Raw genomic sequence first — 23,051 nt, 5'->3', positions numbered from 1 at the left:
TTTTAGCCCGCATTATTCAAATGCAGGGCTTTTGATGACCATTAATTTCGGGCGTGTCATTTCGTGCATGCTGTAGGCGATTCCGCCGATACCTTCTCCGGAGGCGTCCCGACCACCGAAGGGCATCCAGTCTACCCGAAAAGCCGTATGATCGTTAACCATCACGGCGAGTGCATTCAGCTGGCGAACAGCAGAGAAGGCTTTATCCACATTTTGGGTAAAGACGGAGGCCTGAAAATGATAGGGAAGGGCATTCGCTTGCCGAATGGCTTCCGCACGATCGGTGTACGGATATACACAAATTACCGGTCCAAAGATTTCTTCAGTGCTCACTTTACTTTCTGGGGAAGGATTATAGAGCACAGTAGGCGCATAGCAGGTGCGGCCGATTTTTTTTCCACCGGTCAGGCAGCGTGCTCCTTCGGAGATGGCCTCTTCGACCCATTGCGCCACGCGCTCCACCTCATCGGGCAGGATCAGCGGTCCTACATCGGTGGCCTTGTCCAAGGGATCTCCCACCGTAAGGGCTTCTCCAGCGGCTGCCAATTGCTCGGCGAAAGCTTCCGCCTGGCTAGCATGCACAAAGACCCGCTGCACAGAGACGCAGACTTGTCCGGCATGATAAAAGCCCCCTTTGGCCAGCGGCCCTACGATAGCAGCCCTATCAGCATCTTCTTCTACTAGCACCGGAGCCGCACCCCCATGCTCTAAGGCGACGCGGGTACCGGGTGCAACTTTAGATTTTAAGTACCAGCCCACCTTCGCACTGCCGATAAAGGTCAGAAAGTTCACCCTTTCGTCCGTAGCCAAGCGCTCCGCCGTTTCATTATCACTTATGAGGACCTGCACCCAGTCCTCGGGGATGCCTACTTCGTGCATCATGCCTACCAAGGTGATGCAGGAGCGCGGTGTGGTGTTGGCCGGCTTAACGATGACCGGACAACCCGCTGCGAAAGCGGTGACGGCCTGATGGACGATTAAGTTGAGCGGATGATTAAATGCTGAAATAGCCGCTACCACTCCGATGGGCTCCCGAAAGGTGAAGGCCATGCGCCCTGCAGAGGCCTCGGTAAGGCCCATAGGAATCTGTTCGCCTTTCAGCTGATGAATTTCTGTGGCGGCAGTTTTGACCCCATTGATGGCTCTCAGCACCTCTACGCGCGAGTCGGTGTAGGGCTTGCCACCTTCTTCGGCAGCGATACGAGTAAGTTCTTCCACCCGATCCTCCATGGCGGCGGCGAGTTTTTCAAGTAGCCGAATGCGCGCATGAGCAGGGAGAGCGCGGGAGGTATCTAGACTTAGTGCATAAGCCCGGCTGAGCATTTCTTCTAAGGCTTCAGGGCCCTGAAGGGGGATGCTGTCGATTTTTTCAAGGGTATAAGGGTTAAAAACGTGCAAGGTGCTCATGATTGGGTCTGTTCTTTTAAAAGTTGGTTTAAAATCGGATGATTGAGACTGTAATCCACGGGCAGATCGACGACATGGACGCCATTTGTGGAGAGACAGTGGGCAAGGATAGACTGGAATTTTTCATCCGAGTCGGGTCGGTAGCCACGTGCACCGTAACTTTCGGCATAGCGGACAAAATCCGGGTTTTGGTAGTCCAATCCGTAATGGGGGAAGCCCATGTCCTCCTGCTTCCATTTGATCATGCCATAGGCGCTATCGTTTAGAATAATAACCGTTAGGTTTAGTTTCAGTCGAACGGCTGTTTCCAGCTCTTGCGAGTTCATCATAAAGCCGCCATCGCCGCAGACGCTGACCACTTTTCGATCGGGGTGCAGCATATTGACTGCCATGGCAGAAGGAAGTCCTGCTCCCATGCTGGCCAGCGCATTATCGAGCAGCAGCGTGTTGGGTCCATAGCAGGTATAGTTACGTGCGAACCATAGCTTGTACACGCCATTATCCAGGGTGATGACATCTTTTTCCTCCAGCGCTTCGCGCAAAAGGTGCACGAGTCGCTGTGGGAGCATCGGAAAGCGCGTATCTTGGAAATATTTAGAAAGGTGGCCTTGAATCTTCTTTTTAGCTTCCTCGAATACGCTAAAATTCCAGGAGGAGGGAGGGGTGAGGCCTTTGGCAATGGCTGCTAATGAGGCATCCATCGCGCCGATAACGTCTAGCTGGGGGAAGTACACCTGATCTACCTCCGATGGGGCATAGTTGATGTGAATAACCTTTTTGCCACCCGGCTTCATGAAAAATGGAGGTTTTTCTACGACATCATAGCCTACGCTCAGTACTAGGTCTGCACTTTCAAGGGCGCGATGGAGAAAGTCATGATCCGAAAGTGCCGCTGTACCCAAGTAGCGAGGATGCCGTTCGTCGATGAGTCCTTTTCCCATCTGTGTGGTAAAGAAGTAGATGCCAGTGGAATCGATGAATTCGCGTAGTACCTCAGGAGAGCAGGCACGATTGGCTGCGGCCCCAATTAGCACTACAGGCTTCTCGGCCTGTTCGATCAGTGCGATGGCCTGCTGGATGGCTGCTGGAGCGGGCTGTGTTTTGTGATACGGCGCTTTAAAGTAAAGTGTCGGCTCTGTGGTTTCCTGAGCGATGTCCTCAGGAAATTCTAGATGGCTCACACCAGGCTTTTCCTGTTCGGCGAGACGAAAGGATTCCCGAATCAGAGAGGGTATGGTGGCGCTATTAACGATTTGCTTGGTAAACTTAGTAATTGGCCGCAGCATGTCCACCACATCGATGATCTGGAAGCGTGCTTGTTTGGATTTTTTAATCGGCTTTTGACCGGTAATGACAAACATGGGCATGGCACCAAGCTGCGCATAGGCGATGGGTGTGACCAAGTTGGTGGCGCCGGGCCCTAGCGTGGCCATGCACACCCCCGCTTTGCCAGTCAGCCGGCCATAAGTAGCTGCCATAAATCCAGCGCCCTGCTCATGGCGTGTTAGCACTAAGGTGATAGAGGAACTACGGATGGCGTCCAGAAGGTCCAAATTTTCCTCGCCAGGGACGGCGAAAATATGGGTGACGCCTTCATTTTCGAGTGCCTGTACAAAGGCATGCGATGCTTTCATGTGGTTGTAGGGTAAAAGATTAAAAATTTCTTTATCTTTAAGAGTACGTATTCTAAACTCAAACGTTGGGGCGATGGTTTCGCTTCACCGAACATACAGCCCCTATGCAGCACCATACATGCCTATTTTTTATCGCTTTGCTCCTCTTTGGCGCCTGCCAAACCACAGAAAAAAAGGACGGTTCAGCGCTCTATTTTCAACTTGAACTTATAGATTCGATACAAGTGGCTTATCTCGGTAATCCGAGGACTTTCGATTTTATTAATGGAAAAGGAGCATTTTTCGATATGGCCGCTAATGAACTCGTACTTTTTAACGAGACGGGTGAAATCCTCAAGCAAGTGAGCTATCCGGAAGAGGGTCCGGGGGCACTCCGCTGGGTGTTAAGCATGCGTTTTCATCCCTCCGGACAAATTTTTGCCTATAGCCTTTCAGGAGAAATGTATAGGTTGAACCCTGACCTGGAAATACTGGAAAAGCTGCCCATGGAATTTGCGAGCCAAATGCGTGACGGGCCCTATCACACGCGCGCTTTTGATTTTTATAAGGAGGACTTGCTGCTGTTTTATCCCGGCCGTGAGGGCCAAAACCCCTATTTAGAAGATTTCTGGAAAAACAATTCGCTATTGGAGTATTACAGCCTAGAGAAAAAGGAAATGCAACCTTTTCTCACACTTTTTCCGGAGAGTCAACATCTGGGCGAGTTATTTTATGAAAATCCCCGAGTAGTCATGGGTATAGCTGGTGATCTTTTATATCTCAGCCTAGATACCGAAACCCTGATCGGGGTGTACGACTTGCAGGCAGGTGGAGCGCATCAGCAGACCTTAGATTTTCAGCCGGATAAATATGTTCAACTTGAAGGTGCTAAAGCAAGGGTAGGCTATGTGAGCGGAAATTTCATGAGTCGTGGGCGGATGCTTAACCTTTTCGCACTAAACGAAGGACCTCTTATATACTATTCTGAAGGCATCGAAAAGGATGATTTTCTGAATGCTGGGCTGAATCAAAAGGAAAATTGGTATAAAATTCCTGATATGGAGAAGCGTCTGCTGCGCCTGTACCGGAAGGAGGTAGGTTGGTCAAATGAAATCGTGGTACCTGCTCAAGTAAAGACCATTTTGAATATCGAAGGCTTAGACCAGGTTTTTTACGGACTACGCGACGACGACTACCTAGGAGAGGAACAGGAGTACCTCACATTTTACAAGATGAAGTTGAGACCTGTAATAGAGCCGTGATGCGGCGGGAAGTAGACCCCTTGGTATGTGAAGGCTGCTTAGGCCCAAAATTTCATGCCTGAAAAAAGGCGGAAGACCCTGTGCTAAACTACTGAAACACACAGGGCCACCGCTTTTTCTACTTAAATTTATCCAAGAGTAAAAATAGATGAAAAAAAATAAACCCGCAAGTTATTTAGATTAAATTTAAATAGCGTGCTTCTTTTTTAGCATCGCCCGAATCTTTATGAAGCACGGCATAGATCCTCTTTCCTTTTTTAGGGAGCGGATCTTGGTTTTTTGAGAGAACTGGAGCTGGTGGTTTGCGGGCTTTCGGGCACTTTTAGCCCCTCCATTTCCAGTGCATGCAAGACCCTTCCCGCCAGGATAAGTTCATCTTGCTGGACATGCTGTCTGCATGCTTGGATTAACTGTAGCAGGCGTTTGCCTTTATTGATGCGCTCGAAAGGAAAAGGATTTAGATTTTGCTCGATTAGCTGATCGATTTTCTCCTCGATACGCTTTTCTTTCTCTTGTAACCAATCGATTAGATGATGCGGCTGCATGTGTTTATTTAATTAACAATTTTAAGTTCATTAAATTAACACTTGCCTCTGACAAGTCCAAGAGACGTGGTATTTTTTTCTGCTCGTTAGACTATTTTTCTATGCGCTTTTACGAGCGCCTTACCAAGCGATCCCGTAGTCCTCACCGTGATGGCTGCTTCCTCCCCAGAGGGTACCATGCTTTCGATCAAACCAGATGGCATTTATCGGTCCGGAAGAGCGCTGCACAAAATCCAAGCGATAGCCCATTTCTTGCAGTTCTTTTCGCACCCAGGGAGGCGTTTCTTGTTGGAGCGTCATCCTTCCTGGCTTGCGCTCATGAGCGCCGAAAGAAGAGCGCATCTGGTAGCTGTTCATGTTAGCTGCCTCAGCGGCTTCCTGCACGGTCATGTCGAATTCCACCATATTGAGAAAAAACTGCAGTAGGTTTTGGTCTTGGCTGTCGCCGCCCTGAACAGCGAAGGAGAGAAAGGGTACGCCGTCTTTCAGGGCCATACTTGGCGTGAGTGTCACGCGGGGGCGCTTGCCTGGCTCCAGCACGTTAAATGGATTCAACCTGCGGTCAAGCACAAAGCTCTGCATGCGCTGGCTCAGTCCTACTCCAGTCGTACCGGCGATGGTAGCCGGCACCCAGCCGCCCGATGGCGTAATGGACACCACCCAGCCTTCCTTATCGGCAGCCTGGATGGTGGTGGTACCGGCATGAAAATCGGCTAGGTATTTTTCACTTAGCCCATCCTCGGCGGCGAGAGGTTTTGCGGCTAGGCCGCCAGCTTTCTGACTGTTTAAGAGGTCCAGAAAAGGGTTCTGCTCGCCCTGAAAAGGATAGGGGTCACCAGGCCCGATATGGGGGTCATTTACAGGGGAGAGGTTGGCCATCCGTTCCTGTGCGTAAGCTTTACTAAGCAGGCCTTTCATCGGGCTTTTCGGCTCGAAGGCGGGGTCTCCATAATAAAAGTCGCGATCTGCGAAGGCCCTATTCATCGCCTGATAAAGGGTGTGCAGGTATCGTGCAGAGTTATAGCCCATACCGCGGAGATCCTGCTCTTCCAGTAGATTTAGCGTCTGCAGCAGCACCGGGCCCTGTGTCCATTCCTGCATTTTATAAACTTCTATCCCTTTATAGTTGACCGAAAGCGGCTCCTCGATTTTCACCTCATAAGTAGCCAGATCGGCGAGTTGGAAGAGGCCGCCTTGTTCCTGCACGCTGCGGACGATTTCTTCGGCGATGTCTCCCTTGTAAAAGCGATCGAATGCGGCATAGAGTGCCTCTTTGCGGGATTTTCCAGCTGCTAAAGCCTCTTTTTCGCTGTCTACGAGCTTTTGGAGGGTACTTAGGAGTGTTTCTTGCACGAAAATTTCTCCTGGGTAGGGCGCCTCTCGTTCCGCACCAAGGTGGGGCAGCATAATCGCACGGCTGTAAGGCCATTTTTTTAGTTCTTCTTTGTTGCCTTCTATCCTATCCGCCGTTTGCGCTTCGATGGGGTAGCCTTTGGCCATGTCCATCGCGGGGGCGAGTACCTCTTCCAGGCTCAAGGTACCGTACTCGGCCAGCATCACGATCAGACCTCCCGGTGTTCCTGGCGTGGTGGCGGCCAGGGGGCCAAATTCAGGGGGGTAGGCCATGCCTTTTTCAGTGAAGAAGTCTACCGTAGCACCAGAGGGGGCAACTCCCATGGCATTAATAGCGATCACCTTTTGCAGTCCGGGATGATAGATGAGCGCTTGGGTCTCTCCTCCCCATCCTAGCATGTCCCACATGGTGCAGACCGCGCCAAGCATGGCACAGGCGGCATCTACAGCATTTCCGCCACGCTGAAAGGTCATAGCGCCAGCAGTGGCTGCGAGGGGCTTGCCGGTGATGGCCATCCAGTCCTTTCCATGTAAGGGAGGCTTCTGGGTTTGTATTTGGGCTTGGAGAAGGTTTGAGGACAGGAGCATCCCAATTAAGAGCAGAGGGTACAGATGGCTTTTCATGCTTATTTCGGAAAGGATTCGCGCTTAAATATGCTCATTTTCTGCTTTAAAGCTGTAATTTTCACTTATTTTTTCAGATTTAAGGCCTTCTGTATCGTCTTCATCTCTTGGTTTTTGTTTTCAGCGGGATTCCTCCTATCTTAGTGACGATTTAATGACTTAACAAACAAGATTTTGGGATTTTCCGCATTTAATTTTACCGCATCGCTCCAAGAAGGCTTGGAGGCGATGGGCTTCGATACCCCCACACCCGTACAAGAGCAAGCTATTCCCGAAATTCTGGCTGGACATGACCTAATCGCATGTGCGCAGACGGGTACGGGCAAGACGGCTGCTTTCGTACTACCGATTTTACATCGTATCGCTGAGGAATCCACAAGCGGTATCAATACCTTGATTTTAGCCCCGACCCGCGAATTGGCCATTCAGATTGAGCAGCAGATTCAGGGTTTTGGGTATTTTACAGGCGTCAGCTCTATTCCGGTTTATGGAGGGGGAGATGGCGCCACATGGGAGGTGCAGAAGCGGGCGCTTACCGAAGGCGCCGATATCGTGGTGGCTACGCCGGGACGACTGATTGCCCTTTTAGCCGGAGGTAAGGTAGACCTAAGTTCTCTCCAGCATTTGATATTAGATGAGGCAGATCGCATGCTTGATATGGGCTTCTCAGATGATCTTTTTCGGATCGTGAAGGCCTTACCCACCAAGCGACAGACCATCCTTTTTTCAGCGACCATGCCACCGAGAATACGGCAGTTCGCTAAGAAAATATTAAGCTATCCATTTAAGGAGGTTACCCTATCAGTAGGTAAAACAGCGGAAGGCGTAACGCAGCAGGCTTTTATGGTGCATGACCCCGATAAAGAGGCGCTCCTCGTACATTTACTGGCACAAAAGCCCTATGAGGCGGTCATTATTTTCGCCTCGACGAAGGATAAGGTAAAAAGCCTGTTTCAGCGCCTGCGCAAAACCCATGAGGTAGAGGCTTTCCATTCCGATCTCGACCAGATGGAGCGAGAAGAAATTATGAGTCGCTTTAAAAACCGGAAACTGAAGGTGCTTATTGGTACAGATATCATATCTCGTGGAATCGATGTGGTGGGCATCGAACTGGTCGTGAACTATGACGTGCCGGGAGATCCAGAAGACTATGTGCACCGTGTGGGCCGTACCGCTCGGGCAGACTCGAAAGGGGAGGCGATTACGTTTATTAATGAAAAAGATATCCGAAAGTTTAACGCCATCGAAGACTTGATCGGGATGGAGATAGAGAAGCCTGCTTTGCCAGAAGGCATGCAAGAAGGCCCTAGCTACGGAAGAAAAGGAAAAGGCGGCGGTGGCGGCGGTGGTCGTCATAAACGTCCATCGGGTGGAGCTCCACATACGGCTTCTGCCAGTTCCGGAGAAGGTGCTAAACGCAAAGGGGGCTGGAAAAAGAAGCGTAGTGGCGCTAAGAAACCCGGCGCTCCTCGTAACGAGCAGCCCAACAGTGGCGCGTAAAGCGCTTCCGCTAAAATGGTGAAAATGTAGAAAGAAGCCTGTTCGCATTCGGTATCAACCGTATGAAAACAGGCTTTCCGCGTTCTTTCGCTATTCTTTCGGTAAGCTCTCCAGTACCTTAGCGATGAAGGTAGCCTTCGCTGCATTATCGATCCAGCGGCTTACGATGACGAGGTCATGTACAGGGTCTACATAGACGATATTTACTCCAGCACCCAGGTGAAAGAAGGCCTCTTCAGGAGCCGCAGGAATTTCTTTTTGGTCCGTATTTAAGAAAAAATTCATAAAGCCATAATTGGGCTGTACAGCAGTAGGAGTTTTGGCCATGGCCAACCAGTCCTTCGAGATGACCTGTCGACCTTGCCACTGCCCTTCGGCGAGCGTCAGATAACCGAAGCGGGCCTGATCATACGCATTTATAAAAAGCCCTCCGCCCCAGTGGGAGCCTCCACTGACGGACTGCACGATCTGCCCATCCAAGATCACAAAAGAATTTTCGTATCCAGTCCAGCGCCAGGTAGCACTTGCGCCGATGGGATCCATCAGTTCTTCCCGTAATACTTGTGGCAGAGGCTTGCGCCAAATATTCAGCGCGGCGAGGGCCAGCACATTCACGCGCGTGTCGTTATAGGTGTACTGTGTTCCTGGCTCGAATCGTTCACGCGAGCGCCAGGTAGTAGCATTTCCTCGTGGGCGATCCGCCCAGTCAGGCTTGCCCCAAAGACGGCCTTCCCAGTCGGAAGTTTGGCGCAGCAGATGATCCCAAGTGATTTTTCTGTTGTGCGCGCCTGCGAAAAGTTCGAAAACATCCTCTTGCTCCAAGTGATCGGCTTTATTTATGGCCAGGCGCTCTGGCTGATAGGGGATGATCGGAGCCATCAGCTCATAGACAGGGCGGTGGATGTCCGAAATCAGCCCCCGGTCAAAGGCCAGCCCCACAGTGGTCGAAAGGATGCTTTTAGCCACGCTAAAGGTCAGGTCGACGCGATGTGGATCTCCCCATTCGGCCACGACATAACCCTTATAGATGACCAAGCCGGTGGCTTCTCCACGGTTTTTCATAGGCCCTATTGGGTATCCGAAGGGCTCCCGCCCAAAGGCGCTTTCGTAGTGTGCGATTTTTAAGTTGGGATCTGCTGTGCTTTCCTTTTCTTGCGCGAAGCGCACCGCTTCGGCCAACTTACTGGCATTTATGCCTAGGGACTCCGGGCTTTTCTTTTCCCAGTCACCCGCGGGGGGGTAGTAGCGCTGTGCCTGTAGTGCGCTGTGTAGAAAGAGTAAAATGCCCAGTAGTAAGCAGGTAGTCGCACGTCCAACCATAAGGAATTCGCGTTTTTTGTTGTAGGCCGAAAAAAGGCGAATTTATGCACTGTCACCAAACCATTCATCAAAAAGGACGGATTTTCCTTAATCTTATTGGCTTTGGCCGGATACGGCCAAATGCTAACAAAAGCAAGTTCGTGCTGCTGTACACCAAAAATTGTCGTTTAATTCTTTTTTTAGACTATTCATCTACATATGGGGCCGATCGCCTGAAACCTTTTAGGGAAAGATGTAATTTTGAACAATTCTATCCTGAGTGAGTAAAACTAGAAACGCATCCTTAACGCCTATATGAATCAGAATATCGTTATTATCGGAGCCGGTGTGGCCGGTTTAGTGGCTGCCTATGAGTTAGAGCAAGCTGGGTTCAAGCCCACCCTATTAGAAGCCTCCGATGCGGTAGGGGGTAGAATTCGAACGGACCAGCAGGATGGATTCCTATTTGACCGCGGCTTTCAGGTGCTTTTGACCGCCTACCCGGAGGCCAAACGGTATTTGGATTTTGCTGCTTTGGATTTACGCACGTTTTCGCCTGGAGCCCTCATCTTGAAGCCAGGAAACTCCTTTGCGGTACATGATCCGATTCGGGATCCGCTTAAGTTAGTGACGATGGCCTTTTCGCAGGTAGGCACTTTAAAGGACAAGCTTTCCCTTTTTTACTTGACACGGGAGCTAAAGAAAAAGTCCGTGGAGACCATTTTCGAAGAGCCGCAGCAGCCGACCATTAATTTTTTACGTCACTATGGCTTTTCTGAAAAAATGATTACTCAGTTTTTCAAGCCCTTTTTTAAGGGGATTTTCTTGGAAAATGACTTGAGAACCTCCTCGCGCATGTTTAAGTTCGTTTTTAAACTTTTCGGTGAAGGGCATGCGGCCGTTCCGGCCAAAGGGATGCAGCGGATTCCCGAGCAACTGGCGGGGAAACTCAAGCAGACCACGTTACGCCTGCAGACTCCTGTGGAGCGAATCGAAATGAATCGTGTTTTTTTACAGGATGGCAGCGTTCTGGAGGCTGACAGAATTCTAGTAGCCTGTAAGCCTGATGTGGTCATTCCGCAGCTTCGCGGGCAGATCAATACCTATCGACGCGTTTTCAACTGTTACTTCAGTTTACCCAAGTCTTTTATTGGAACGCCGATGATTGGGCTGGTACCGGATGAGAGTTTTTGGACGAATAATATTGTTTTTATGACGGATGTTAGCGCAGCCTATGCCCCGAAGGGCAAAGCGCTTCTTTCGGTTTCTGTGGTGAAGGAGGTAGCTGATCCTGATAAAGTGGTCCGGGAAGTTCAAGTGGAGCTCGAGGCGCTGACCGGTATTTCTGCTGAACACTTCGTGTTTTTAACAAGTTATCATATTCAAGAAGCGCTTCCTGAGGTAGAAGACATGCGTTATGCGGTTAATTTTACGCAGTTTAAGCTAAATGAACATGTTTTTCTAGCAGGCGATCATCAGTTGAACGCTTCCATAAATGCGGCCATGACCTCTGGCCGCCTGGCCTCAGAAGCACTTCGCTACAGTTTACAAGCCCCCCTTTAAATGAATGAAAAACCGACCATCGTAATCGCAGGCGCTAACGGCTATATCGGCAAGTGGTTCATTGCCACGTATGCAGGGAAATACCGTATCATCGCGCTCAGTAGGCGAGAGGTGGTAGGAGAGCAGCATCCGGACATCGAATGGCGGCAAGTGGAACTTTATTCGATTACGTCTACCACGATGGCGCTCCAAGGTGCGGATTATGCTATTTATCTGATCCATTCGATGAGTCCTTCGACGCGTTTGAACCAAGGAAGCTTCGAAGATACGGATCTGTTGCTGGCAGATAACTTTGCGCGGGCAGCGCAGCGTGTGGGTATCAAGCATATTCTCTATTTGGGTGGAATTTTACCGAAAGAAACGGGAAATCACCCGATGAGTAAACATTTGGCCAGCCGCTTAGAGGTGGAGGAAACCTTAGCAGCCAAAGGCATCCCTTTTACAGCGCTGCGAGCGGGGATCATCGTGGGTCCGGGCGGGTCTTCCTTCCAAATGATCGACAAGCTAGTGCGCAAGCTGCCGGTTATGGCATGCCCCAAATGGACACTTTCGGAGACGCAGGCGATTTCGCTGCGTGATACCTTACAGATCATGGACATTTGTTTAGGTAACCCGAAAGCCTATGGAAGGGTGTTTGAAATCGGTGCTCCAGAAATTCTGAGCTATAAGCAAATGATGGAACTAGCGGCCAAAGCTATGGGGAAGAAGCGCTTTATTTTCTCTGTGCCTGTTTTTTCTGTAGGTTTTTCTAAGCTGTGGGTGGGTTTTTTTAGTGATAGCCCCGCTTCACTGGTATCCCCCTTGGTAGAAAGTTTGCGGCATACGCTTACAGTGGATCCTGAGCTGCGTTTCGATCTGGAGGAAATCGACTTTCTCAGCTATGAAGAAAGCGTTTCGGATGCTTTAGCTCGCGCCCATGAGGTGCCCTGCAGTCCGAAGTATAAACAGGAAGGCAAGCCGAAAAACACTGTGCGAAGTATTCAGCGCCTCCCCAACACAAGGCACCGTAGTGCCCAGTGGGTAGCGAATCGGTATAAAGTGTGGTTGCCCACCTTCTTCAGTGTGTTCATTAATGCGGCAGACAATGGGCAAGGAGAGGTGGCCTTCTATCCTTTGTTCTTCAAAAAGCCGATGCTCAAGTTGTCTTTAGTGCCTGACCGTAGCGATCATAAACGCCAGCTTTTTTATATCACCGGAGGCTGGCTGGTAAAGCGCATTGACTATGGCTGGTTAGAGTTCCGTGATGTGCTGGGAGGTCGCCACATTATGACTGCAATTCACGAATTTGTGCCACGCTTGCCGTGGGTTATATACGTTAATACACAAGCGGTAGCACATGTTTGGGTAATGAAGCGTTTTAGTAGTTACTTAAATAAAAATCAAGATTAAGCTGCAACCACCAAGCAGTGGAAAGTACCGTTTACGAGCAGTTTTGAACCTTTCAACTGTGTTTCTGTCTTCGGTAGACCTTTACAGCATTCGATCTTCTTCTTTTCTTGGCATCTTTTCTGTACATGTCGAAAACGGTGGAGGTCATTATTCGTTAAAAAATTAAGCGTACCAAATAGAAAAAATCATGAAGACATTTTCATTTAAAAATGGTGATCAAATGCCGCTATTAGGGCTAGGGACTTGGAAAAGTAAGCCAGGCGAAGTCTACCAAGCGGTGAAGTGGGCAGTAGAAGCAGGTTACCGGCATATTGACTGTGCGGCCATCTATGAAAATGAACATGAAGTAGGACGTGCTCTGGAGGAGCTCATGCAGACGGGAAGGGTTAAGCGAGAGGACTTATTCATAACCTCCAAGCTTTGGAACTCCAACCACCGGTTAGAGGATGTAGCGCCAGCACTCAAGAAGACCCTATCGGACCTCCGTTTAGACTATCTCGATCTCTACCTGATCCATTGGCCGATAAGCTACAAGCAGGGAGTGGGCTTTGCCCGGACGCGCGAAGAATTTTATACCTATCATGATATTCCCTTACGCCAAACCTGGCTCGGTATGGAGCGGGTGCAAGAGGAGGGGCTTACACGGCATATTGGTGTGTCCAATTTTAATTCGGCGAAGTTAAAGGAAATCATGGAGCAGGCCACCCAATATCCGGAGATGAACCAGGTAGAGTTACATCCCTACTTGCCGCAGCATGCGCTGGTAGATTTTTGCCGGGCCCATCACATCGGTATCACGGCATACTCTCCCTTGGGGTCGGGAGATCGACATGCTTCGATGAAAAAGGAAGATGAGCCTCGTCTCATGGAAGACCCTGTGGTGCAGCAGCTTGCCAAAGAACTGAATTGCTCCCCAGCTCAGGTGCTTATCGCCTATGCGCTGCATCGGGACATCGTCGTCATTCCCAAGTCAGTAAATGAAACGCGCATCCAGCAAAATTTGGAGGCGGCAGCTGTAAAATTCTCTGAGGAGCAGCTGAAACGCTTATTACAAATCGGTAAGGCATATCGTTTCTTAGATGGAGGTCCTTTTGTAGGGGATCAAAGTCCCTATTCGTTAAAAGATCTGTGGGAAGAGGCACTGTAAAAGAGACGCTTCTATTATGGCTAAACGCATCATAAAAAAAATACGAAAACTGACCGCTGTCGATATCATCGTCGACAGCGTTAAGGATTTTACCAGCTCGGACTCCATGACCTTCGCGGGGAGCACGGCTTTTTATACCATCTTCAGTTTACCGGCACTTTTGATTATTCTCCTGAATATCGGTTCTGCTTTTTTTTCTGAATCGGAAATTCGTGATGAAATCGTCTTGCAGGTTTCAGACCTAGCAGGCGAAGAAAGTGCAGCAACCTTAGTGAGCATCATGGATAACTTCGAGTTGGCGGATGGAACGGGGATATCGAGCTTGGTAGCCATTCTAGTGCTGGCATTTTCTGCTACCACTGTTTTCGTTAGTTTACAGGGTGCGCTGAATCATATCTGGCATATACGCCCGAAACCACAGAAAGAGATTTTGAAATTTGTGATCAATCGACTGCTGAGTTTTTCCATGGTGGCCTCGATCGGGTTTATCCTGCTTGTATCCCTGGTCATCGATGCTGCGGTCGTGGTGCTCTTTAATTATCTGGATGAGTTTATGGACCTTGGGTTCATCTACATGGCATCTATTGTACATTTTATCGTCGTTCAACTACTTTTAGTAGTTGTCTTTGCGCTCATGTATAAGATTTTACCAGATGCCAAGGTCCGTTGGAGGGATACTTGGATGGGGGCTTTTGTTACCATGCTACTGTTTGCTCTTGGCAAGTATCTGATTAGTGTTTATATGGGCAGCAGTGATTTGGGTTCCACCTATGGTGCGGCGGGCTCCTTAGTGATTTTACTCGTTTGGGTGTACTATTCGGTGGTTATTTTCCTATTCGGAGCACAGATTACCTATTATATAGCTGAAAAGGTAGGTGGAAATGTCATTCCCTTGCCGCAGGCCGTTCGAGTAGAAGTCCGTGAAATAGACGAAGAGCAGTAGACAGCCGTGGAACAGTAGTTTTTTCAAGCGAGCATGGGCTCAGAAGGGGTAGCCGATTCCGATGTTAAATACCGTTTGGCCGGGCAGGCCAGGAAAGCGGGTAAAAAAATCGCCTAAAATAAAGCGTTCTGCTAACGGGCGGGCGGGGTCAAAAGCCTTGATACCCATGTCCAGTCGAAAGACGAGAAAGTCAAAATCCATGCGAAGGCCCACACCGGTACCTACTGCCAGTTCGGTGAAAAACCGATCCCACTGAAACTGTGCTCCGGGGCGGGTAGGGTCATCGAAAAAAGCCCAACTGTTCCCGATGTCCAAGAAGAGTGCGCCATCAAAGTAGCCATAAATCTTCGTTCGGTATTCAAACATGGCCTCCAACAGGATGTCTCCCGGCTGCTCGAAACGATAGTCAAAGCCCCCATTTTCTAGTACAGGAGGAGTGAAGCTGCCTGGCCCCAGACGACGCGGCTGCCAGGCGCGAATACTCGTACTTCCGCCTGCGAAGAAATATTTTTCATACGGCAGGATGCCTTCACTCACCCCATAGGGTTTGGCTACGCCTAAGTTGAGCCGATAGCCCATCGTCTGGCGGCCCTCTAAAGGGATGAATCGCCGGTAGTCTGCCTGAAATTTCAGAAATTGGAAGTAAGCCAAATTTCGGGCTTTCACAAATTCAGGCTGTAGAAGATTGAGTGTAGTACCACCACTTTCTGCATACAAACGAAGGAGTGAGGCACTCCGTTTTTGAAAATTACCGTACTGGTTGATGTTAAAAATAGCTTGTCCACTCACACTACTAACGTAAGAGGGAAGGAAGGAATTTATTAGGTTATTTCCTTGATTTTGAAGGTCTTCAAGGATTTCATTAAAATCATCACTTAAACTGCTTCTAATAAAATTAGCATCTACCACATTTAGTGTGAACTGCTGCCTGAAGTTCCGTGTATTCCAGGTATAGCCTAAAATAGCATTCAAGCCCTCGCGGTTATACTCCGGTCTATCCACGTAATTATAACCCAGCAGCAGCCGGGTCTGCGGATTATACCGTCCGATTTGATCCACCTGGAACAGCTTCACAGGACTTAAAAAGCGGGGGAACAAGATGGATCCTGAGGTGCTCACCTCACGGGAGCGGAAAACGCCGCCCTCACCTGTGGCAGATACGACCCCTTCCAGCCCTGCACGAAAGTTGAATTCGAATATTTCCGCACCCCGGAAGAGGTTGCGGTTCCGGAGTGAATGGCTAAAGAAAGGCCCCGGCACCTGTTCGGTGATACTGGCACCGAGCTGATTCACAAGTTGATATTTTTCACTCGGCTGGGTGAAGATACGTGGGATCAGCGTATCTCCTACCATTTCGAAGGTGATGTTAATAAAGCGGAATATATCTAGGTTTGCAAGCTGGCGCTGCGTTTCGATAACATCACTGCGCTTGAATACATCTCCTTTGCGTAAAAATACGCGAGAGGCTAGGATACGCTCGGAATAGCGCTCCTCATAGAGCCGGAAATCGATGTCTCGGTAGCGGAAGCGGCGGCTTTGATTACGGCCCGCAAGGTTCTCACTGGGTGCATCGATGAAAAACTGAATGCTGTCAAGCAGGTAGACAGCATGAGGGAGCCCCTCTTCGTTCGCCGAAATGATCCGCTTTACTTCGAGCTCGCGGGTTTCGGGATTTTTTTCTACTTCGTACCGGATAAAAGATTTGTTGAAGGTATAGTAACCCCTTTCGCGAAGATAGTCTTCTATAGCTTGCCGATCGCGTGAGAGGACCGCTTGCTCATAACGGTTGCCCACACGAATCGGGTCTGGGTACGTTTCGAGCGCTTGGTAGAGGGCAGTATCCGCGTAGACTGCTTCGAATGAACGGATGAGGTAAGGCGTATAGCCGCTTACTTGCATGTCCACGTAGGCTTTTTTGCGCCTCTGGCGCAAAACTTCCGTCACCTCTGCATCGAAATAACCATTATTCGAGAGGTAAAACTGGAGCTGCTTCCGTGTTTCTTCCATGAGCTCGGGGGAATACAGGACGCGCTCATTTCCTGTGCGCATTAAAAAGTTGCCATAGCTTAAATTCCGATTTAAACTGGCTATACGATCCTCGCGTCTGCCCACTTTTCGGCTCAGCTTCCGGCGCTCCCTGTCGGTGCTGACAGTGGTGAGAAGTAGATTCAGGGAGTCCCTTTCCGTGCGTGCCTGCTGTCGCCTGGCGATAAGGTTTTCTTCGTTATAGGTGAGCGCTCCCAGTTGGTAAAGGCTAACCCCTAAGGAGCCATTAAAAATCGGAATCCGTGTATTTGGAGTCTGCTTGAAGAGCCCCTGCATGTTCCTGCGGTCTTCCTTATTGACACCTGAAACCTTCGTATCGTAAAGCACAAGGCGATCCTCCGGCACGTTTCGGGTTAAAGAACACGCCGATGTGAGGAGAAGAAGCAAAAATAAGTTTATATCTTTGGCCTTTAACACTAGGTCTGCTATCAAAATGTTAAGCAAAAATACGCTTAAGTTTATAAAATCATTACATCTCAAGAAATTCCGTAAGGCGGAAGGGCTATTTTTTGTAGAGGGGGTCAAAAATGTGGAGGAAATGATCCAGCAGGGCTTTACCATTCGCTACCTGCTCTACACAGACCGGTATCTGGAGGGGCATGCCTCTACGCTGCGCCAAGTTCCGCAATCGACCACACTGCTTCCCGTTAGCGAGCGAGAACTGCAGCAAGCCAGTGCGCTACAGCAGAACAGCTATGTGTTGGCAGTGGCTGAGATGCCAGCAGCACCCACTGTTCCCGTCCCGGACGTCCAGCAGCTGTTTCTCGCTTTAGATGGGGTGCGCGACCCGGGCAACTTAGGGACCTTACTGCGCATCGCCGACTGGTACGGCATTCGGGATGTCTTCGTGAGTGAGGACTGTGCAGAACTTTATAACCCCAAAGTCCTACAAGCCAGCATGGGTTCTTTTACGCGTGTGGCGGTGCATCAGGTGGACTTGCCGGCATGGCTAGCTACACTTCAGGTACCTATTTTCGGGGCCTTTCTCGATGGTGCTGATGTGCATGACTATGCCTGGCAGCAGGGTGGAGTGCTACTGATGGGGAGCGAGTCCCATGGTATATCCCCAGCTTGCCGCCCCTACGTTAGTCAAGCGCTGACGATTCCCCGCTTTGGCGGAGCCGAATCCTTAAATGTGGGCGTGGCTACCGCTATCCTTATCGATCATTTTAAACGGCAGCAGCCTTAACTATGGCGCACCTTCTCCAAACGCTTAAAAAGGTAGGCTTCAATGCCTTTTTTTTTCTGCTCCTGGGCACCATCGTGGTGGCCTATGTTTTTCCTGAGTTCGGCATGGAAAGTAGTCCGGTCCCGGTGAAAAAGCTCACCGGGATTGGCGTTTCGCTCATTTTTTTCTTTTACGGCGTAAAGTTAAGTCCGCAAGACCTTTGGAAAGGGTTAAGTAACTGGAAATTACATCTTTTGGTACAGGCGGCCACCTTTTTACTCTTTCCCCTTTTTATTTTGGCGCTCTATTATGGGTTGGGAGCTGAAGCTACTCCTTTATGGTTAGGGACTTTTTACTTGGCGGCACTTCCCTCGACGGTTTCTTCCTCAGTGGTGATGGTTTCGATCGCACGTGGCAATCTACCCGCAGCCATCTTTAATGCCAGCATTTCCAGTATGGTTGGGATTTTCCTGACCCCGCTCTGGATGGAGCTTATGCTCCCAGCTACCGCGATAGATTTTGCCCTCGGAGAGACCTTTCAGAAGCTTACCCTGCAGGTGCTCGTCCCTTTACTCATCGGACTGTTCTTTCACCGCTTGCTGATTCGCTACGTAGAACGGCATAAAGTGGCCTTAAAAAATTTCGACCAGTTCATTATATTACTCATCGTCTTCAGTGCCTTCGCTGAGAGCTTCGGAGCGGACATGTTTGCAGGCCAAAGCTGGAGGCAGTTGGTCCAGCTAGGGCTCTTGATGCTCGGTTTTTTCTTTCTTATGATCGTGATCATGCATCTGGTGGGTAAGGCAATTGGTCTTTCTTTACCGGATCGGATCACGCTGCTGTTTTGTGGGAGTAAAAAATCTTTGGTACAGGGCGCTGTAATGGGACGGGTGTTATTTCCGGATCCTCAAGTATTTGGGTTGATCCTGCTCCCACTGATGCTTTACCACACGCTACAACTTATGGCGGGTTCGGCATTAGCACAGCGCTTAGGGGCTCGTCCCGTAGCGGAGTAGTGGGAGAGGGGCTGCCGCCCAAAGGCCAAGGAAATCGTGCCTGAAGGGCTCCTTTGGACGGCAGTCCAAGCGAGGCTAAGGTACACGGTAAACGATCGCATTAATGTGCATCCCGGCGCCCACGCTGGCGAATACGATCACATCTCCAGAGGAAATTTCTTGGCCTTCCATCTGCTGGTGCAGGATTCTATCGTAGAGGATCGGGATGGTGGCGACGGAGTTATTCCCAAAATACTGAATACTCATCGGCATCAGCCCTTCTGGAATTTCTCGCATGCCATAGAGGCGAAAGAGGCGCTTCAGGATGGCTTCATCCATCTTTTCATTTGCTTGATGAATGAGTACCTTTTTTACCTCGTTTAGGGTAATTCCTGCCTTGTCTAGGGCCTCTTTTACCACGCCCGGGACGGTGGTGACGGCATATTCGTACAATTTGCGGCCGTTCATTTTCACGAAAATGCGATTTTCTGGATAGCTGGGGTTATGAGAGGGTGCCATATAGAGAAGGGCCGTTTCTGTTACCGTGTCTGTACGTGTTTTATGTGCCAGCAGACCCACTGCGCGATCTGTTTTCAGTGCGCTATGCAGGGTGGCGCCTGCACCATCTGAAAAAATCATCGCATCCCTGTCATGAGGATCGATGACACGGGAGAGGGTTTCCGCCCCTATTACCAGGACATGCTCGGCATCTCCTGATCGAAGGTAATAATCTGCCTGGATGACACCCTGCACCCAGCCGGGGCAGCCGAAGGGGAGGTCATAGGCGATACAATTTGGGTTTTTAATTCCCAATTTATGCTTAACGCGGGCCGCTAACGCCGGCACCATGTCACTTTGTAGATAGCGGGCACTCACGTCTCCGAAGTTATGGGCGAAGATGATGTAGTCTAGCTTTTCGGGGTCGAGTTGAGCATCTTGTAGCGCCCTGGCGGCCGCAAAGTAGCCCATATCAGAGGTATTCAAGCCTGGACTTAGATAGCGGCGCTCCCGAATTCCGGTAATTTCTTCAAGCTTGGCGGCTACCTCCTGCGCAGGCTTTTCGAGTTTTTTGCCGCTTTCATCCATAAAAGCATGCTGGAAAAAATCTTCGTTTTTAATGATGTTCTCGGGTAAATAATGCCCGGAGCCGGAGATAATAGTTTTTATCTGCATGGTAGTGTGATCGTGAATTTCTGCAACATACGTATAAATCTTTATTTATTGATTTGTTCACTGCCTGAAGAAATTAATTTTGGTGAATTTGTAATTAAGTTTCGAATTTTTGCTAAAACAATAAATGCTCACCAGGAAGAAGCTGATTTATCGGGTAGGCAAGCTATTGACTTTCAGGCTGATTTTTTTCTAACGCTGGAAACGTAAGAGGAACGAAGTGTAATGAAACGGATACTTAGTGCTAAAATTTCAACTTTATCGCTAAAATTTCCATACATTAGACCTACTCAAAGGTTACATCTAAAACAGGAAGGAATTCCGTAACTGAAACTAAAGCGAATCTCTTATGAAAACGTATTACAACCCTGAAGACCTCAAAAAATTCGGTAAAATTGGCGAATTCCAGAAATCCATGGCGGATAAATTTTTCGCTTATTATGGAGAGGTATTTCAAGAAGGAGCTTTAACAGCTCGTGAAAAAGCGCTGATCGCACTTGCCGTGGCGCACGCTGTGCAGTGTCCTTACTGCATCGATGCCTACACGGTGGACAGCATGGAAAAGGGCTGCGATGAAGAGCAAATGATGGAAGCTGTCCATGTAGCTGCAGCCATTCGCGGTGGCGCTTCTTTAGTCCACAGCACCCAGATGATGAATAAAGTGAAAGAAATTTCGATGTAATCCGGAGCTTATTAAATGAAATCATTAAAAGCACTCAATCACCCGCTTTCTCGCGTAGAACAAGAAATCGCCATTCTCGACCAACCCGTAGAGGGAAAAACATTCGAAGGCTTTCTTCAGGAACAGGCTTTGTTCCCTTTAAAACCCACCACGATCGATATTTTGCAGGTCAATATGGGAAAAATGTGCAACCAGGTGTGTAAACATTGCCATGTGGATGCAGGACCTGATCGCAAAGAGATCATGACCCGGGAAACCATGCAGCACTGCCTAGAGGTGATCCGCAAACATACCATTAAGACGATCGACCTCACAGGTGGAGCTCCTGAGATGAATCCGGATTTTCGCTGGTTCGTAGAAGAAATTCGTGCGATTACCCAGACAGCGACCATCATCGTGCGCTGTAACCTAACCATTATCGTCGCGAATCCAAAATACCATGACCTACCTGAATTTTTTAAGCAGCACCGTATAGAAGTAGTCAGCTCACTCCCTTATTTTTCAGCTGTAAAAACAGATGCGCAGCGTGGTGATGGTGTTTTCGGCAAGTCGATCCGTGCCCTTGAAATGCTGAATGCAGTGGGCTATGGGGTGGCAGATTCTGGACTAACCTTAAACTTGGTCTATAATCCTTCGGGCGCCTTTCTACCAGGGAGTCAACAAGAACTGGAACAGCAGTTTAAGAAAAAATTGGCGGATGGTTATAACATTGTGTTTAACTCTCTTTTCACCATTACCAACTTACCGATAAGTCGTTACCTGGCCTATCTCATGAGCTCTGGGAATTACGAAAATTACATGGAAAAGCTGGTCAATGCCTACAATCCAGTAGCTGCCATGAACGTGATGTGCCGAAGTACGATTTCCGTAGGCTGGGACGGCTTTCTATACGACTGTGATTTTAATCAAATGTTAGAGTTAAAAGTAACAGCTCCAGATAGTCAGCATATTAAAGATTGGAACTCCGAACAGTTGCACCAGCGCGAAATTATCGTAAAACAGCACTGTTTCGGCTGTACTGCGGGTTCAGGTTCAAGCTGTGGAGGGGCCACTACATAAGATGAAGGATACAGCTATTATCGTGTTTCAAAAGCATGCAATCGCAGGCCACGTAAAAACGCGACTGGCAAAAACAGTAGGGGATCAAAAAGCACTGTGGATTTATAAATCCATGGTGCTTTACACCTATCAGCAGTTGGAAAAGGTGAAAGACGTGATGGACATACATGTTTTTTACGACCAAGTTCCAGCTACTTCGGATGCTTACCTCGAACAGTTTACTTTTCCGCATCATCTTCAACAAGGGGATGATCTGGGATTACGGATGCTTCATGCATTTCGAAAGATGCATCTGCAAGGATACAAGCGTGTGCTAATTATCGGAACAGACTGTCCGGAGCTGACGGATGTACTTCTTTTGGAAGCTCAAGAAGCCTTAACTACGCAAGAAGTGGTTATCGGACCTTCGCAGGACGGAGGCTATTACCTTTTAGGACTTCGCGAGCCACTGGATTATGTCTTTCAGAACATGCCTTGGAGTACAGAAGAAGTTTTAGCGCTAACGCGCCAAAGGGTGAGTGAGAAAGGACTTCGTTTAACGATGTTGGAAGAATTAAACGATATCGACACAGAAGAGGACTGGAATGCCTATCGCCACCATGTGGTGTCAGGCGATAATTCCTAAAGTCTTCTTTTTTAAATCTAATAAAAAACTCGTATCATGCAAGATGAATAGAGTGTGCTTTCTCTTTATTGTCTTTTCATGTGCCTTATTATCATTGAATTATGAAGTTAAAGCACAAAAGGCAGTACATAAGTATGAAATATCTGTGGCAGGTTTTTCCATAGGGGAGATGCTAGCCGTTAAATTTCATAAAGAAAATTCGATTATTTATTCGATAGAAAGTAAAGTCAGTTTTTGGTTTTTTGGCAGAGTAGACGTGGAGTATGGGATCGAGACGCATTACGATGGAACTAAGGTGATTCAAAGTAAAGCGTACACAAAAACCAATCGAGGGGACTTTACTTCCAATGTCCATTGGGAGGCAGGGGGTTATGAAGTAGATGCGGAGACCTATAAGTTCGAAAATACAGAACGGATAGAAGGTCCCTTGCGCTTCAGTTCTGCGCGCATGTATTTTCATGAGCCAAAGCACGAAGCCTTCTTTTTAGCCGAAAATTATGGCTTAAAAGCACCTGTCAAAAAAGTGAAAGAGTATTACGAAGTGAATGTGAATGGGAATAAAAATAGGTTTTATTATGATGCAGATGGCGTTCTAGTGAAGGCCGTTATGCAAAGCCCCATTAAAAATTATATCATATCCCGTATAGAATAATTTTACCCC

At 48.8% G+C, this 23,051-nt stretch carries 19 protein-coding genes; 12 read left to right on the top strand and 7 right to left on the bottom strand.

What is annotated here, in order from left to right; all coding sequences use genetic code 11:
* Positions 1 to 12: 12 nt before the first annotated feature.
* Both ACXIT9_RS02935 and ACXIT9_RS02930 read right to left on the bottom strand, forming a co-directional pair.
* Positions 13 to 1,407 carry an aldehyde dehydrogenase family protein gene (locus ACXIT9_RS02935; RefSeq protein ID WP_458054749.1) on the bottom strand — a complete coding sequence of 465 codons (1,395 nt, stop codon included), beginning with the start codon at positions 1,405 to 1,407 and terminating at the stop codon, positions 13 to 15.
* On the bottom strand, positions 1,404 to 3,041 hold the full coding sequence (locus tag ACXIT9_RS02930) for an acetolactate synthase large subunit (RefSeq protein ID WP_458054748.1): 1,638 nt from the start codon (positions 3,039 to 3,041) through the stop codon (positions 1,404 to 1,406). The genes ACXIT9_RS02935 and ACXIT9_RS02930 overlap by 4 nt, the downstream gene beginning before the upstream one ends.
* Positions 3,042 to 3,145: 104 nt before the next feature.
* Here ACXIT9_RS02930 and ACXIT9_RS02925 point away from each other — a divergent pair, with 104 nt between their 5' ends.
* Complete coding sequence (locus tag ACXIT9_RS02925) at positions 3,146 to 4,282, top strand: hypothetical protein (RefSeq protein WP_458054747.1); 1,137 nt, start codon at positions 3,146 to 3,148, stop codon at positions 4,280 to 4,282.
* 257 nt (positions 4,283 to 4,539) lie between these two features.
* On the opposite strand, the gene ACXIT9_RS02920 is transcribed toward ACXIT9_RS02925, so the two are convergent.
* Together ACXIT9_RS02920 and ACXIT9_RS02915 are read right to left on the bottom strand one after the other, a co-directional pair.
* Positions 4,540 to 4,827, bottom strand: a complete 288-nt coding sequence (locus ACXIT9_RS02920) for a hypothetical protein (RefSeq protein WP_458054746.1) — start codon at positions 4,825 to 4,827, stop codon at positions 4,540 to 4,542.
* A gap of 120 nt (positions 4,828 to 4,947) precedes the next feature.
* Positions 4,948 to 6,804, bottom strand: a complete 1,857-nt coding sequence (locus tag ACXIT9_RS02915; protein WP_458054745.1) for a gamma-glutamyltransferase family protein — start codon at positions 6,802 to 6,804, stop codon at positions 4,948 to 4,950.
* 174 nt (positions 6,805 to 6,978) lie between these two features.
* Between ACXIT9_RS02915 and ACXIT9_RS02910 the strand changes: the two genes are divergently transcribed.
* Positions 6,979 to 8,304, top strand: a complete 1,326-nt coding sequence (locus ACXIT9_RS02910; RefSeq protein ID WP_458054744.1) for a DEAD/DEAH box helicase — start codon at positions 6,979 to 6,981, stop codon at positions 8,302 to 8,304.
* A 90-nt stretch (positions 8,305 to 8,394) separates the two neighbouring features.
* Here the strand turns inward: ACXIT9_RS02910 and ACXIT9_RS02905 are convergent, their stop codons facing one another.
* A complete protein-coding gene (locus ACXIT9_RS02905) occupies positions 8,395 to 9,624 on the bottom strand; it encodes a serine hydrolase domain-containing protein (RefSeq protein WP_458054743.1) in 1,230 nt (409 codons plus the stop codon).
* A 294-nt stretch (positions 9,625 to 9,918) separates the two neighbouring features.
* Between ACXIT9_RS02905 and ACXIT9_RS02900 the strand changes: the two genes are divergently transcribed.
* The 4 genes from ACXIT9_RS02900 to ACXIT9_RS02885 all read left to right on the top strand — a co-directional run bounded on the left by ACXIT9_RS02900 (position 9,919) and on the right by ACXIT9_RS02885 (position 14,645).
* Positions 9,919 to 11,166 (top strand): NAD(P)/FAD-dependent oxidoreductase, encoded by a 1,248-nt coding sequence (locus ACXIT9_RS02900; RefSeq protein ID WP_458054742.1) that lies wholly within the window; start codon positions 9,919 to 9,921, stop codon positions 11,164 to 11,166.
* Positions 11,167 to 12,555, top strand: coding sequence for an NmrA family NAD(P)-binding protein (locus ACXIT9_RS02895; RefSeq protein WP_458054741.1), 1,389 nt, complete (start codon positions 11,167 to 11,169; stop codon positions 12,553 to 12,555).
* 187 nt (positions 12,556 to 12,742) lie between these two features.
* Complete coding sequence (locus ACXIT9_RS02890; protein ID WP_458054740.1) at positions 12,743 to 13,702, top strand: aldo/keto reductase; 960 nt, start codon at positions 12,743 to 12,745, stop codon at positions 13,700 to 13,702.
* A gap of 16 nt (positions 13,703 to 13,718) precedes the next feature.
* Entirely contained in the window at positions 13,719 to 14,645 is a 927-nt protein-coding gene (locus ACXIT9_RS02885) for a YihY/virulence factor BrkB family protein (protein ID WP_458054739.1), read from the top strand.
* Between the two features lie 39 nt (positions 14,646 to 14,684).
* On the opposite strand, the gene tamL is transcribed toward ACXIT9_RS02885, so the two are convergent.
* Positions 14,685 to 17,108 (bottom strand): translocation and assembly module lipoprotein TamL, encoded by a 2,424-nt coding sequence (gene tamL / locus ACXIT9_RS02880; protein ID WP_458054832.1) that lies wholly within the window; start codon positions 17,106 to 17,108, stop codon positions 14,685 to 14,687.
* A gap of 16 nt (positions 17,109 to 17,124) precedes the next feature.
* On the opposite strand from tamL, the gene ACXIT9_RS02875 reads away from it, so the two are divergent.
* Together ACXIT9_RS02875 and ACXIT9_RS02870 are read left to right on the top strand one after the other, a co-directional pair.
* Complete coding sequence (locus tag ACXIT9_RS02875) at positions 17,125 to 17,880, top strand: TrmH family RNA methyltransferase (protein ID WP_458054738.1); 756 nt, start codon at positions 17,125 to 17,127, stop codon at positions 17,878 to 17,880.
* A 2-nt stretch (positions 17,881 to 17,882) separates the two neighbouring features.
* Positions 17,883 to 18,875 carry a bile acid:sodium symporter family protein gene (locus ACXIT9_RS02870; protein WP_458054737.1) on the top strand — a complete coding sequence of 331 codons (993 nt, stop codon included), beginning with the start codon at positions 17,883 to 17,885 and terminating at the stop codon, positions 18,873 to 18,875.
* 75 nt (positions 18,876 to 18,950) lie between these two features.
* On the opposite strand, the gene ACXIT9_RS02865 is transcribed toward ACXIT9_RS02870, so the two are convergent.
* A complete protein-coding gene (locus ACXIT9_RS02865; protein ID WP_458054736.1) occupies positions 18,951 to 20,027 on the bottom strand; it encodes a 3-oxoacyl-ACP synthase III family protein in 1,077 nt (358 codons plus the stop codon).
* 346 nt (positions 20,028 to 20,373) lie between these two features.
* Here ACXIT9_RS02865 and ACXIT9_RS02860 point away from each other — a divergent pair, with 346 nt between their 5' ends.
* The 4 genes from ACXIT9_RS02860 (at position 20,374) to ACXIT9_RS02845 (ending at position 23,042) form a co-directional block, all read left to right on the top strand.
* Positions 20,374 to 20,706 (top strand): arsenosugar biosynthesis-associated peroxidase-like protein, encoded by a 333-nt coding sequence (locus ACXIT9_RS02860; RefSeq protein WP_458054735.1) that lies wholly within the window; start codon positions 20,374 to 20,376, stop codon positions 20,704 to 20,706.
* A gap of 15 nt (positions 20,707 to 20,721) precedes the next feature.
* Complete coding sequence (gene arsS, locus ACXIT9_RS02855; RefSeq protein WP_458054734.1) at positions 20,722 to 21,765, top strand: arsenosugar biosynthesis radical SAM (seleno)protein ArsS; 1,044 nt, start codon at positions 20,722 to 20,724, stop codon at positions 21,763 to 21,765.
* Position 21,766: 1 nt separating this feature from the next.
* Positions 21,767 to 22,390 carry a TIGR04282 family arsenosugar biosynthesis glycosyltransferase gene (locus ACXIT9_RS02850; protein WP_458054733.1) on the top strand — a complete coding sequence of 208 codons (624 nt, stop codon included), beginning with the start codon at positions 21,767 to 21,769 and terminating at the stop codon, positions 22,388 to 22,390.
* A 145-nt stretch (positions 22,391 to 22,535) separates the two neighbouring features.
* Positions 22,536 to 23,042: a DUF6134 family protein gene (locus tag ACXIT9_RS02845; protein WP_458054732.1), complete on the top strand. Its 507-nt coding sequence runs from the start codon at positions 22,536 to 22,538 to the stop codon at positions 23,040 to 23,042.
* The last annotated feature ends 9 nt before the right edge of the window (positions 23,043 to 23,051 follow it).

It is taken from the genome of Nitritalea sp. (assembly GCF_054166705.1).
Note: the sequence above shows the minus strand (reverse complement) of the source record. Positions and strands in the feature narration are given on the sequence as shown.

Bases quoted from the DNA above. Each gene is read 5' to 3' on its own strand.
- ACXIT9_RS02935 (WP_458054749.1), bottom strand. From the start codon at position 1,407: ATGAGCACCTTGCACGTTTTTAACCCTTATACCCTTGAAAAAATCGAC.
- ACXIT9_RS02890 (WP_458054740.1), top strand. From the start codon at position 12,743: ATGAAGACATTTTCATTTAAAAATGGTGATCAAATGCCGCTATTAGGG.
- ACXIT9_RS02900 (WP_458054742.1), top strand. From the start codon at position 9,919: ATGAATCAGAATATCGTTATTATCGGAGCCGGTGTGGCCGGTTTAGTG.
- arsS (WP_458054734.1), top strand. From the start codon at position 20,722: ATGAAATCATTAAAAGCACTCAATCACCCGCTTTCTCGCGTAGAACAA.
- ACXIT9_RS02920 (WP_458054746.1), bottom strand. From the start codon at position 4,827: ATGCAGCCGCATCATCTAATCGATTGGTTACAAGAGAAAGAAAAGCGT.
- ACXIT9_RS02850 (WP_458054733.1), top strand. From the start codon at position 21,767: ATGAAGGATACAGCTATTATCGTGTTTCAAAAGCATGCAATCGCAGGC.
- ACXIT9_RS02905 (WP_458054743.1), bottom strand. From the start codon at position 9,624: ATGGTTGGACGTGCGACTACCTGCTTACTACTGGGCATTTTACTCTTT.
- ACXIT9_RS02860 (WP_458054735.1), top strand. From the start codon at position 20,374: ATGAAAACGTATTACAACCCTGAAGACCTCAAAAAATTCGGTAAAATT.
- ACXIT9_RS02915 (WP_458054745.1), bottom strand. From the start codon at position 6,804: ATGAAAAGCCATCTGTACCCTCTGCTCTTAATTGGGATGCTCCTGTCC.
- ACXIT9_RS02870 (WP_458054737.1), top strand. From the start codon at position 17,883: ATGGCGCACCTTCTCCAAACGCTTAAAAAGGTAGGCTTCAATGCCTTT.
- ACXIT9_RS02865 (WP_458054736.1), bottom strand. From the start codon at position 20,027: ATGCAGATAAAAACTATTATCTCCGGCTCCGGGCATTATTTACCCGAG.
- ACXIT9_RS02930 (WP_458054748.1), bottom strand. From the start codon at position 3,041: ATGAAAGCATCGCATGCCTTTGTACAGGCACTCGAAAATGAAGGCGTC.
- ACXIT9_RS02875 (WP_458054738.1), top strand. From the start codon at position 17,125: ATGTTAAGCAAAAATACGCTTAAGTTTATAAAATCATTACATCTCAAG.
- ACXIT9_RS02895 (WP_458054741.1), top strand. From the start codon at position 11,167: ATGAATGAAAAACCGACCATCGTAATCGCAGGCGCTAACGGCTATATC.
- ACXIT9_RS02925 (WP_458054747.1), top strand. From the start codon at position 3,146: ATGCAGCACCATACATGCCTATTTTTTATCGCTTTGCTCCTCTTTGGC.
- ACXIT9_RS02885 (WP_458054739.1), top strand. From the start codon at position 13,719: ATGGCTAAACGCATCATAAAAAAAATACGAAAACTGACCGCTGTCGAT.